The following is a 12,321-nucleotide window of genomic DNA, read 5'->3' as shown; positions in this document are numbered from 1 at the left end:
TCCTTACTGGGCCGACGGATCGGTCATCGACAGGCTGACGCTGCCTGCGTCAGGCGTATCCTGAGTGGTGGCGGCCACGGCCTTGACCTTGCTGCCGCTGCGCACGTTTTGCAGACCATTCACGATCACCTGCTCGCCGCTCTTCAGGCCGCTGTTGACCAGCCAGTCTCCTTTCACCATCTCGCCGGTGGTAATGCTGCGCTGTTCGACGCTGCTGTCCCCTTTGACGACGTAAACGTAGGGCTGCCCTTTGGTGTCATGCATGATCGCCTCCTGCGGCAGCAGAATGCCCTGCTGCTGCACCCCCTGCGGCAGAATGGCATGCACGTACATGCCGGGCAGCAGCTCGTTATGCGGATTGGGGAAAACGGCGCGCAGCACTACAGTGCCGGTGGTTTCGCTGACGTTCACCTCAGAGAAGGCGAGCTTGCCCTCCAGCGGATAGGCGCTGCCATCTTCCAGCTGCAGCTTCACGGCGGCGGTGTTGTCGTCCACCTTTGCCAGCTTGCCCTGCGCCATGGCGCGACGCAGGCGCAGCAGATCGGCGACCGATTCGCTGACGTCGACGTAGATCGGATCGAGTTGCTGAATGGTGGCGAGATAGTCGGTCTGGCCGTTGGTGACCAGCGCGCCGGCGGTGACCAGCGAGCGGCTGATATGCCCGGCTATTGGCGCTTTCACCAGCGTGTAGTCGAGGTTGACTTTGGCGGTCTCGACGTCAGCTTTGGCGGTGCGCTCGGCGGCGACGGCGTCGTCGTAGGTCTGCTGGCTGATGGCGTGCGCCGCTGCCAGCGGCTGATAGCGCTTAACGACCATGGCGTCGTTCTGCCAGGTCGCCAGCGCTTTGTCATAGGCCGCTTTATAGGTGGCCGGATCGATCTGGTAGAGCGGCTGCCCCGCCTTCACTTCGCCGCCTTCGGTAAACAGCAGCTTCTGCACCACGCCGCTGACCTGCGGGCGCACCTCAGCCGTTTTCACCGCGTTAGTGCGGCCGGGGAGCTGCGTCAGCAGCGTTACGGGCTGGCTGTTTACCGTGGTGACGCCCACTTGCGGCACGCTGGAGGCCGCAGGCTGGCCGCCTCCCTGATCGCAGGCCGCCAGTAAAAACACTACGCTGGCAGAAAGGAGTTTCAGGCGCATAGTTCTTCTCATCATAAGCAGGTGAAAGTAATGAGAGTGATTACTCTCAGAAGGAGAACTATTGTAGGGAGAGGCGGTTCAGGAAGCTGTCAAGGTTGCGTAAAATATATTTTCCAAACGATAACCCTAAACCTTTCGTGCGGCGATCCCGCACGTTTTGTTCAGGATCGAGCCAGCTTATCCCTGAGGGATGATGCCGCGACGACGCAGCTCGCGCCGCGCCAGCTCTTTCAGCCAGCAGCCGAGCGTGACGTTTTCCGCCTCGGTGAGTTCGCGCAGCTGCTGGTGCAGCTGAAGCGGAATGCGCAGTTGAAACGCAGCGGATTTCCCCTCACCGCGCGGCGTTCGATCTTTAGTTTTCGGCATAGGTTCTTCCATCAGCGATAAAACGCCTTTTGCGACGCTACCCACGCCGCAAAAGGCTGGCGATCCGTTATGGAATGCGGCACAACGTTTCGTTGCAAGTAGCCTGCCACAGCGGCGATTTTTTTGTTCGTGGCAAAGCGTTAAGAGCAGGTTAAGAGATGTGAGAAGGTGGCAAAGCGGTTACAGCAGGCAAAAAAAAACCCACGCATCCGCGTGGGTTGGTGCAATAAACAGGGTGGATTATCCTTGCGGATGCCGCTGCATGGTGCAGCGCGTTTTCGCACCTATCAATACCTCTGGGACTGTTATCCTCGCACTCTGCGGCGGGACAAAACAGCGCGAAAACGCAACGGAATTCGGGGAAATGAAACCAGGTATGAATAAGTTCGCTACCTGGTTACATGCTGATTTTTCTAAGATTTATCTGAAGGCTTGCTGTAGATAGCGTCCGGCGCGATATTCATATGCTTCAGCACCGGCCCCATGATATTACCGAAGATCGGCGCGGCAACCGAGCCGCCGAAGTGATCGCCGGCGGTGGGATGGTTGATCATCACCACCAGCGCCACCTCTGGATGGCTGGCAGGCGCAACGCCAGCGGTATAGTTGATATAGCCGCCGTCATATTTGCCGCTGTCGCCCATCTTCTCCGCCGTACCGGTTTTGGTCGCCAGCCGGTAGCCCGGCACCGCAGCTTTAATACCGGTGCCGCCCGGCAGCACGTCGCTCTCCAGCATATGCACCACCTCTTTTACCGTTTCCGGGTTCGCCACCTGCTTGCCGAGCACCGGCGGCGTCACGCGGGTAATCGACAGCGGGCGGTAAACGCCGAACGAGCCGAGCGTGGCGTATTCACGCGCAATCTGCAGCGGCGTCACGCGCAGCCCATAGCCGAAGGAGAAGGTCGCGCGCTCGATATCGGCCCAGCGCTGACGGTGCGCCGGAAAGTAGCCAACGCTCTCGCCGGTCAGCCCCAGGCCGGTGGGTTTGCCGAGGCCAAAGGCCTGATAGGTATTGACCAGCGCCTCGGCAGGCATCGCCAGCGCAATATGGGAGACGCCAATGTCGCTCGATTTTTGCAGAATGCCGGTCATGGTCAGGCGCGGCCAGTGGCCAACGTCGCGGATCAGGTGGCCGTTGACCCGGTAGGGGGTGGTGTCGATCACCGAATCGGGGCGCACCAGATGGCGCTCCAGCCCCTCCATCACCACCAGCGGTTTCACCGTTGAACCCGGCTCGTAGCTGTCGTTGATCGCCGCGTTGCGCATCTGCGCCGGCGTGGCGCCGTCGTAGTTGTTGGGGTTAAACGACGGATATGAGGCCATACCGAGAATTTCGCCGGTGTCGATCTTCACCAGCACCGCCGCGCCGGAGTCCGCTTTGTTGAGCAGCACGCCGTCGCGCAGCTTGCTGTAAAGAGTGTACTGATCGAACTTGTCGATGCTGAGCTGCACCGTCGGCGGCTGGGTCGGCGGCGTATAGCTCAGCATGGAAATAATGTGGCCTGCGGCATCCTGGCGGTACACCTCTTTGCCCGGCACGCCCTGCAAAATCTTGTCGTAGCCCTTCTCCAGCCCGTTCAGGCCGATATTGTCCGCGCCGACGATGCCGATCAGCGGCGCGGCCGCCTCGCTCATGGGATAGAAACGGCTGTCGTCATAGACTTCGCTTATGCCCTTCAGGTGCAGCTCGGCAATATCTTTGGCGATGCCAAGCTCGACCTTGCGGCCCAGATAGAGAAAGCGGCGTTTCGGATTGGCGGTGATCTGCGCGGCGATCTGCTCGGGACGCATATTGAGCGCCGAGGCCAGATAGGCCCATTTGGCGCTAAGGAAGTCGGGATTCGCCTCCAGCACGCGCATCGGATCGGCGATAACGTCGCGCGACGGCACCGAGAGCGCCAGCGCTTCGCCGTTGCGATCCAGCAGGGTGCCGCGGTTGGTCGGCAGCGTAACGGTGCGCAGCGAGCGCTGATCCGCCTCATGCTCCAGCATCGGCTGGTTCAGAAACTGCAGATCGGCGATGCGCGCCATCAGCACCACCATGCAGGTCAGCACGCCAAGGCAGATCAGGCGAAAACGAAACGGGTTAAACGGGGCTTTGATCTGGTCTTTTCCCAGTAGTTTTTTTATCCGGGGCATGGCAATCCGCTGCAAAGAAAAGTAAAAAAATATCCACGCGAGCAGTTATAAAGAAAGCGCTACGCCGTTAACAGGAAAACTGTGTATCAGTTCGTAATCGGCGCGTCAGGCAAAAAAAAACCTGCGCATCTGCGCAGGTTGGTGTAATCAAGAAAATCTATTGATGTTCACCCATCAATACCTCTGGGACCCTGACTGTAACAAGGCCGCGAGACGGGCTGCCATCACCTAAACGCAACAGTGTCCGGCAAAATGTAACCAGCCATGTGTTTGTTACGCGATTTTGCAATCCACATGCTTTTTGATCTCGACCAGGCAGCTCATGGCGTTTGGCCCCTGCGTCAGCGACGAGGTGCCGATATCCAGCGTCAGCACGTTGGGGTTGCCCGCGCGGTCGAACGGCTGCCACTCTGCGCCGAAGCCGGGTCGAACCAGGCGCCGGTGGCGACGATCACCACGCCCGGCGTCAGCCCGTCGGTAAGGCGCACGCCCGCCAGCATCGCGCCGCGCGCGTTACGCACCTCAATCACCTCACCGTCGGCGATAGCGCGCGCCGCTGCATCCTGCGGATGCATATAGAGGGTTTCATGGCCGGCGGTTTTGTTGCCCTGCACCGTCGGCGTAGCGTCAAGCTGGCTGTGCAGCCGATCCGACGGCTGCACAGAGATCATATGCAGCGGGAACTGCTCGCTCAGCGAGGCGCCCAGCCACTCCTGAGGCTCGCGCCATTCGGGATGACCGGCGAAATCCGCCAGCTGGTAATCGGCAATGGTCTGGCTGAAAAGCTCGATCTTGCCGCTGGCAGTTTTGATCGGGTTGCGCGCGGGATCGGCGCGGAAATCCTCCATAAAGACGTAGGGCTTGCCTCCCTCCGGGATCTCGACGAAGCCGCGCGACCAGAACTCGGCGAACGCCGGGAAATCTATCCCCTTGCGCGCATGGGCCGTCGCACACTGCTGGTAGAGGTATTCGATCCACTGCCGCTCGTCGCGCCCCTCGGTAAACTGCTCGCGATAGCCGAGGCGCTCGGCGAGATCGGCGAAAATATCGAAGTCGTTACGCGCCTGGTGCTGCGGCCTGATCGCCTGATGCATCGCCAGCACAAAGCGGTCGCGCGAGGAGCCGCCGATATCGTTGCGCTCCAGCGTGGTGGTGGCGGGCAGTACGATATCCGCCATCTGCGCCGCCGGTGTCCAGACAATATCCTGCACCACCACGGTGTCCGGTTTCTGCCAGCCCTCTACCAGCCGGTTAAGCTGCTGATGGTGGTGGAAGGGATTGCCGCCCGCCCAGTGCACCAGATGGATATCGGGATAGGTCAGGGTCTCGCCCTGGAAGCTGTAAGGCTGGCCCGGATTAAGCAGCATATCGCTGATGCGCGCCACCGGAATCGACAGGCCAGAGGGATTGGGGCCGGTGGCCATCAGCGGCGCCGGGCCGTCCTGACGCGGATTGCCGACGCTGTTCATTGAACCGTGGCCGAACGAGAAGCCCGCTCCCGGCAGACCCGGCTGGCCAAGCATCGACGAGAGCGCAATCATCATCCAGTAAGGCTGCTCGCCGCGATGGGCGCGCTGTACCGAATAGGAGCAGGTAATAAAGCTGCGCTTGCCGATCAGCTGCTCTGCCAGCTGAACAATGCGCTCCGGCGCAATGCCGGTGATGCGGCTCGCCCAGCCGGCGGTTTTGGCGACGCCGTCGCTTTCCCCCAGCAGATAGGCGCGCAGCTGCGGCCAGCCGGTGCAGTGGCTGGCGAGAAACGCCTCGTCCACCGCGTTGCGCTGGGCGATTTCGTAGCCGAGCGCCAGCATCAGCGCCACGTCGGTGTTGGGACGAATCGGGATCCAGTCGGCGTTAACAAACTCAGGGCAGTCGTCGCGCATCGGGCTGATATTGATCACCGGCGTGCCTTTGGCCGCCAGCTGCTCCAGCGCCGGCTTCAGGCTGTGCTGGCCTGCGCCGCCTGACGCCACCTGGGCATTTTTCAGCGCCAGCCCGCCGAAGGCGACGAAGATCTCCGCGTGCTCTACCACCTGCGGCCAGTCGGTGACGCGGCCGGTCAGCGGCATATAGGTGCCGATCACATAGGGCAGGAAGAACTGCGCCGCGCCCCAGCTGTAGTTGCCCTGCTGGTCGACGCCGCCGCCGCCCTGAAAATAGAAGCGACGCACCAGGGTGCGCGCGTGGTTGACGCGGCCCGCCGACGACCAGCCGTAAGAACCGTTGAAAATGCCGGAGGCGCCGTAGCGTTCGCGGATGCGGCGGTTTTCCTCCGCCACCAGATCCAGCGCGGTCTCCCAGTCGACGGCAACAAAATCTTCGCGGCCGCGCAGCGTACGGTCGCTTTTTTCGCGCGACTTCAGCCAGGAGCGGCGCACCATCGGCTGCCGAATACGCTTGTCGGAGTAGACCAGCTCGGGAATGGTGTTCAGCATCGGCGACGGATCGGCGTCGGCGAAGAACGGCTCGCAGCCAGTCAGGCGATCGTTTTCAGTAACGGCGGTGAATGCGCCCCAGTGCGCCAGATGTGGCACTCGCTTTTTCATGGTTTTATTTACGGCAGGTAAGGGAAAAATGCAGGATAGCATGCGACCCCTCGCCGGGTTAAGCCTGGAGTTTTGCCCCTTTTTGCGACGGCGCAGACATTCTGTCAGCTTGATACAGACCGCCTTTTCCGTAACACTGCTGCCATGTGTAAACGTTTTCCCTAAAGCAGGTCGAGGCATGGCTACGATTAAGGATGTTGCCAGACTGGCGGGTGTTTCCGTCGCGACGGTGTCCCGTGTAATTAATAATTCGCCTAAGGCCAGCGAGAGTTCGCGCCAGGCCGTCAGCCAGGCGATGGAGGAGCTGCAGTATCATCCCAACGCCAACGCGCGCGCGCTGGCGCAGCAGTCAACGGAAACCCTGGGCCTGGTGGTCGGCGACGTATCTGACCCTTTTTTCGGCGCAATGGTTAAGGCGGTTGATGAGATCGCCGGGCAGACCGGCAACTTTTTGCTGATTGGTAACGGTTACCACAATGAGCAAAAAGAGCGTCAGGCGATTGAACAGCTGATGCGCCATCGCTGCGCCGCGCTGGTGGTGCATGCGAAGAAGATTCCCGACGCCGAGCTGGAGCTGCTGATGAAGCAGATGCCCGGCATGGTGCTGCTGAACCGGCTGCTGAAGGGGTTTGAACAGCGCTGTATCGCCCTTGACGACCGCTACGGCGCCTGGCTGGCGACGCGCCACCTTATCCAGCAGGGCCATCAGAATATCGCCTTTATCTGCTCGACCCACCCGATTTCCGACTCCGAAGATCGTCTGCAGGGCTACTACGACGCGCTGAAAGAGCACGGCCTGCCCAGCAACGATCGGCTGGTGACCTTTGGCGAACCGGATGAAGTGGGCGGCGAGCAGGCGATGACCGAGCTGCTGGGACGCGGCCGCAGCTTTACCGCCGTGGCCTGCTATAACGATTCGATGGCCGCCGGCGCGCTGGCGGTGCTGAGCGACAACGGCGTGCGCGTGCCGGAAGAGATGTCGCTGATCGGCTTCGACGACGTGCTGGTGTCGCGCTACGTGCGTCCGCGCCTGACCACGGTGCGCTATCCCATCGTCACCATGGCGCAGCAGGCGGCGGAGCTGGCGCTGGCGCTGGCCCACGCGCAGCCGCTGCCGGAGGTGACCAATATGTTCAGCCCGACGCTGGTGCGGCGCCATTCGGTAAGCGGGCCGGGCTAAAGCTCGCGCCGGTAGAGCCTGACCTTTTTAGCGGGATAGTCGAGCGCCTCGCCCGCCGGCGTCCAGCCGCAGCGTTCGTAATAGCCCGCGAAAGTTGACCAGAGCCACAGGCTGCGGTGGCCGCGCTGGCGCGCATAGTCGATCACATGCTGCTGCAGCGCCACGCTCAGGCCGCTGCCGCGCGCGCGCTCATCAACGTAGAGCGCAGCCAGCCAGGGAAAGAGATCCTGACGGGCGATCAGATCGCAGCGCCAGAAGCCCACCGTACCCAGCGCCCTGCCCGCGTCGTCGACGGCAACGAAGGTGACGGGAAACTCCGCCTCGCCCAGCGAACTCTCCACCACGCTGGCCATAAAATCGCGGCTGTTATCCGCGTCAAAGGCGCGCCACAGCCAGTCGGTTACCTGACCAGCCAGCTGCGGCGCGTCGCGCAAAGAGAGAATTTTCACCCGGCGCCTCAGTTCAGCTCTAGCGCCAGCAGTTCCTGAATGGTCTGCGCGCGGCGGATTTCGCGCGGTTTGCCCTGCTCAAACAGCACTTCCGGGATCAGCGGGCGGCTGTTGTAGTTAGAGGACATTGACGCGCCGTAGGCGCCGGTATCGTGAAACACCAGATAGTCCCCTGGCTGCGCCGCCGGCAGCGTGCGCGTCTCTACCTTGCCGCCCTCCTGCTGGGTAAAGACGTCGCCCGACTCGCACAGCGGCCCGGCAACCACGCTTTCGCGTTGTGTTTGCTCGTCGATAGCGCGACCGTCGCCCGCCAGCAGCGAGATATGGTGATAGCTGCCGTACATCGACGGACGCATCAGATCGCTGAAGCCCGCATCCACCAGCACGAAGTGGCGGCTGCCCATCTCTTTTACCGCGCGCACCTGCGACACCAGCACGCCTGACTCGGCAACCAGAAAACGGCCTGGCTCAATCTCCAGCTTAACGGCGTGGCCGAGGTGAGCGGCGATACGCTGGCGCGCCGCGTCCCACAGGCCAAAATAGTGGGCGGTGTCGATCGCCTCTTCGCCGAAACGGTAAGGAATGGAGAGGCCGCCGCCGGCGGAAATCGCCTCCAGATCGTGATCCAGCGCGATCACCTGCTCCACCATCGCGTCGCACACCTGCTGCAGGTGGCCGTAATCGACGCCGGAGCCGATATGCATATGCAGTCCGATCAGGCGCAGCCCGTAAGCGTTGATCGCCGCCAGCGCCTGCGGCAGCTCGCTGTGCCAGATACCGTGCTTGCTGTTTTCACCGCCGGTATTGGTTTTCTGGCTGTGGCCGTGGCCGAAGCCGGGGTTGATACGCAGCCACACCGCGTGCCCTGGCGACACCTGGCCCAGCTGATGCAGCATATCCACCGAGCCGGCGTTGACCGGCACCTTGAGTTCGGCAATGCGCGCCAGCGTCGGCCGGTCAAAAACGTCGGCGGTGAAGACGATATCGTCGCCGCCTGGCTGAAAGCCCGCCGCCAGTGCGCGCTCGATTTCGCCGAGGGACACAGAGTCGACTTTAACGCCCGCCGCGCGCATCAGGCGCAGAATATGAATATTGGAGCAGGCTTTTTGCGCGAAGCGCACCACGTCAAAGGCGCGCAGCTGTTCGATGCGCTGCTCAATAATCTGGGCGTCATAGGCCCAGAACGGGCCGTTGTACTGCTGCGCCAGCGGCAGCAGCTGCGCGGCGTTAAGCGCGGTGGTGTGGTCGGTTAAGGCGCGTGGCATAAGGATTCTCCTGTGAGTTATCCCTATTAAGCCAGACGCGTGCCATGCTGAAAAATATCTGTTTTAATAGCCTCTATGCAAAATGGATATGGCTGACCATGGCGAAAATAAACTGGCGACATATAGAGATTTTCCAGGCGGTAATGACCAGCGGCAATCTGACGCAGGCCGCCGCGCTGCTGAACACCTCCCAGCCCACCGTCAGCCGCGAGCTGGCGCGGCTGGAGAAGCAGCTGGGATTAACGCTGTTTAGCCGCGTGCGCGGTCGGCTACAGCCCACGGTGCAGGGACTGCGCCTGTTCGAAGAGGTGCAGCGCTCCTGGTACGGGCTGGATCGCATTATGGAAGCGGCTGACGGGCTGCGTCAGTTTCGTCAGGGCGAACTGTCTATCGCCTGCCTGCCGGTCTTTTCGCAGTCGCTGCTGCCGCCGCTGGTGCAGCCCTTTATGCAGCGCTATCCCGACGTCAGCCTGAATATTATCCCGCAGGAGTCGCCGCTGCTGGAGGAGTGGCTGTCGGCTCAGCGCTACGATCTCGGCCTGACGGAAACCCAGCATGCGCCCGCCGGCACGGAGCGGCTGCCGCTGCTGACCTGCGACGAGGTGTGCGTGCTGCCGCAGGGGCATCCGCTCTGCGCGCGCGCGGTACTGACGCCGCAGGATTTCGCCGGTGAGAACTATGTCAGCCTGTCGCGCGCCGACAGCTATCGCCAGCTGCTGGATACGCTGTTTCATGAGAATGGCGTGGAGCGCCGGCTGGCGCTGGAGACGCACAGCGCGGCGTCGGTCTGCGCCATGGTGCGCGCGGGGGTGGGAATTTCGGTGGTGAATCCGCTGACGGCGCTCGACTATGCCGACAGCGGCGTGGTGATGCGCAGGTTCAGCGTCGCGGTGCCCTTTACCGTCAGCCTGGTGCGGCCGCTGCACCGCCCCGCGTCGGCGCTGGTGGCGGCCTTTGTCGGCCACCTGCAGGCGCAGGTGGCCGACTTTCCTCAACGCATCGCCGAACGGCTCGCTTAAGCGCGCACCGCGGCGGCGTTGCCGCCCGCTTTGCGGAAGGTGATCAGGCAGATGACCAGACCAACCGCCGCCAGCGCGGCGGCGGCCACCGGCACGGCGGTCAGGCCGTAGCCGTGACCGATCACCGCGCCGCCGACCCACGCGCCCAGCGCGTTGCCGACGTTAAAAGCGGAGATATTCAGGGTCGACACCAGATTCGGCGCCTCTTTGCCGTGGCGCACCACGTTGATCTGCAGGCCAGGTACGGTGGCGAAGGTCGCCATTGCCCACAGGAACAGCGTCACCTCCGCCAGCCACAGCGCATGGCTGGTCCAGCTAAACAGCAGCGAGAAGATGGCGATCAGCGAGAAGCTTAAAATCAGGCTAAAGGAGACTTTCCAGTCCGCCAGCTTGCCGCCGAGAATATTGCCCACGGTCAGACCGGCGCCGATCAGGAACAGCGTCCAGCTGACGCCGCGCGCGCTGATGCCGGTTACCTGCAGCAGCAGCGGCGCAATATAGCTGAACAGCGCAAACATCGCCGCGGCAAAGAAGACCGTCATCAGCAGCGAAAGCCACAGTTTACCGTTGGCCAGCGCGCTGATTTCGCTTGCCAGATGCACCGGCTTCTCTTCTTTATTGGTGGGCAGGCTGACAATCAGCGCGATAAAGGCGAGCACGCCGATAATAGCGACGCCCCAGAAGGTGGCGCGCCAGCCGAACAGCTGACCAAACCAGGTGCCGAGCGGCACGCCCAGCACGTTCGCCAGCGTCAGGCCGGTGAACATCAGCGCCACCGCCGACGCCTGACGGCTCGGGGCCACCAGGCTCGACGCCACCACCGCGCCGATGCCGAAGAAGGCGCCGTGACAGAGTGCGGTAATCACGCGAGCCATCATCAGCAGGTTGTAGGTGTAGGCGAGCGCGCAGAGGGCGTTGCCGATAATAAAGATGCTCATCAGCAGGATAAGCGTCTTTTTACGCGGCAGCCTGGCGGTCAACAGCGCCATAATCGGCGCGCCGATGGCGACGCCCAGCGCATAGCCGCTGATCAGCCAGCCAGCCGACGGGATCGAGACCCGCAGATCGCCCGCCACCTCGGGCAGCAGGCCCATAATGACGAACTCGGTGGTTCCAATCGCAAACGCACTCAGCGCCAGCGCCAGTAAAGCAACAGGCATAACACACTCTCCCAATCGATATGCAGGTGAACGCCGCAGCGGACGCCGGGCGCGGACGATTATAAATATTTGAACTTCGTCACACTGAGTATTAAATCATAGCCGTCAGCCTGCATATACCCTGCGTGCGGCAAGGATCTTTTGCCGCTGGCGCAACAATAAGGCGCCGGACGCGTGACGGAATCTTAACAATACCTCGCCTTTTTTCGCGCTACGCTGAATAACAGAGGCGAGGCGCGCGGCGCAAAGGCGCGTTTTTCTTCTGGATTCAATCAGGTAAAGGAATGGCGCAAGTTGCCGATACACCAGATGCGTTATCCGGTAATGTAAAGCCATTCTTATGCGGGGAGAGAATATGCAACGGCTAATCGCCCTGACGGCGCTCTGTCTCAGCGGCTGCTCCGTCGGCCACTATGAGTACAGCAGCGAAGCGCAAAAGCGCGTCGATATGACCTATACCGGCATTCCCACCGCGCTTGGCCTGGGGACGCTGGGCACCACCATCCCGCTGACGGCGGAGTACAGCCTGACCGCCGCGCACGTCGCCAAATTTTCGCTTTATCGCGTTAAGGCCTGGCATCCAGAGTGCGATCTCGCTGTGGTCTACCACAAGAATGCCGGGACCCATTTGCCGCCGCGCTTTCGTAACAGCCACATCGGCGACAGGGTCAATCTTTACGGCTATAGCTTTATCAGCGCGATGCCGGTCAGCTCCAGCGGGCAGAACCTGATCAATACCTCGCTGGCGAACAGCTGGAACAAGGCGGAGTGCGTGGTGGTGGCGGCCAGTGCGGGCGTGGTGAAAGGGATGTCGGGCGGTGCGGTCTATAACGCCTCAGACGATACCCTGGCGGGGGTGATCGTCGGCTACAGCAGCCGTATTGATGATAACCTGAGCGGGAAAACCCTCTACCGCGATGTTGCGCTCTACGTGCCCTATGCGCGTTTCGAGGCCTGGCTGAACGGCGTGGTGAAGTCTTAAAGAAAAAGGCCGGAAAATCCGGCCCTGATGGCTGCTGGTCTGAGGCTCACGCGGCTGGCAGGGCCAGCCGCGT

Annotated in this window: 9 protein-coding genes and 1 pseudogene; 3 read left to right on the top strand and 7 right to left on the bottom strand. The window is 61.9% G+C overall.

From position 1 onward, the window contains the following. Positions 1–3 precede the first annotated feature (3 nt). The 4 genes and pseudogenes from LB453_RS06215 to LB453_RS06200 all read right to left on the bottom strand — a co-directional run bounded on the left by LB453_RS06215 (position 4) and on the right by LB453_RS06200 (position 6,193). Positions 4–1,140, bottom strand: coding sequence for an efflux RND transporter periplasmic adaptor subunit (locus tag LB453_RS06215; RefSeq protein WP_103794792.1), 1,137 nt, complete (start codon positions 1,138–1,140; stop codon positions 4–6). A gap of 177 nt (positions 1,141–1,317) precedes the next feature. Then, the gene (locus LB453_RS06210; RefSeq protein ID WP_103794791.1) at positions 1,318–1,506 is read right to left on the bottom strand and encodes a toxin-antitoxin system HicB family antitoxin; all 189 of its coding nucleotides are present in this window, start codon (positions 1,504–1,506) and stop codon (positions 1,318–1,320) included. A 413-nt stretch (positions 1,507–1,919) separates the two neighbouring features. Continuing rightward, positions 1,920–3,647, bottom strand: coding sequence for a penicillin-binding transpeptidase domain-containing protein (locus tag LB453_RS06205; protein WP_103794790.1), 1,728 nt, complete (start codon positions 3,645–3,647; stop codon positions 1,920–1,922). Between the two features lie 273 nt (positions 3,648–3,920). Next, positions 3,921–6,193, bottom strand: a pseudogene (locus LB453_RS06200) (molybdopterin guanine dinucleotide-containing S/N-oxide reductase). Positions 6,194–6,371: 178 nt separating this feature from the next. Between LB453_RS06200 and galR the strand changes: the two are divergent. Next, positions 6,372–7,373: an HTH-type transcriptional regulator GalR gene (gene galR / locus LB453_RS06195; RefSeq protein WP_103794789.1), complete on the top strand. Its 1,002-nt coding sequence runs from the start codon at positions 6,372–6,374 to the stop codon at positions 7,371–7,373. On the opposite strand, the gene LB453_RS06190 is transcribed toward galR, so the two are convergent. Continuing rightward, positions 7,370–7,822: a GNAT family N-acetyltransferase gene (locus tag LB453_RS06190; RefSeq protein ID WP_103794788.1), complete on the bottom strand. Its 453-nt coding sequence runs from the start codon at positions 7,820–7,822 to the stop codon at positions 7,370–7,372. The two genes, galR and LB453_RS06190, sit on opposite strands and share 4 nt — an antisense overlap. Positions 7,823–7,830: 8 nt before the next feature. Next, complete coding sequence (gene lysA / locus LB453_RS06185; RefSeq protein ID WP_103794787.1) at positions 7,831–9,087, bottom strand: diaminopimelate decarboxylase; 1,257 nt, start codon at positions 9,085–9,087, stop codon at positions 7,831–7,833. A 98-nt stretch (positions 9,088–9,185) separates the two neighbouring features. On the opposite strand from lysA, the gene LB453_RS06180 reads away from it, so the two are divergent. Then, on the top strand, positions 9,186–10,106 hold the full coding sequence (locus LB453_RS06180) for a LysR family transcriptional regulator (protein ID WP_103794863.1): 921 nt from the start codon (positions 9,186–9,188) through the stop codon (positions 10,104–10,106). Here LB453_RS06180 and LB453_RS06175 read toward each other — a convergent pair. Then, entirely contained in the window at positions 10,103–11,266 is a 1,164-nt protein-coding gene (locus LB453_RS06175; RefSeq protein ID WP_103794786.1) for an MFS transporter, read from the bottom strand. The two genes, LB453_RS06180 and LB453_RS06175, sit on opposite strands and share 4 nt — an antisense overlap. Positions 11,267–11,621: 355 nt before the next feature. Between LB453_RS06175 and LB453_RS06170 the strand changes: the two genes are divergently transcribed. After that, positions 11,622–12,248, top strand: coding sequence for a hypothetical protein (locus LB453_RS06170; protein WP_103794785.1), 627 nt, complete (start codon positions 11,622–11,624; stop codon positions 12,246–12,248). Positions 12,249–12,321 lie beyond the last annotated feature (73 nt).

Origin of the sequence: Pantoea agglomerans (genome assembly GCF_020149765.1) — a bacterium.
Taxonomy (GTDB): Bacteria; Pseudomonadota; Gammaproteobacteria; order Enterobacterales; family Enterobacteriaceae; genus Pantoea; species Pantoea alvi.
Note: the sequence above shows the minus strand (reverse complement) of the source record. Positions and strands in the feature narration are given on the sequence as shown.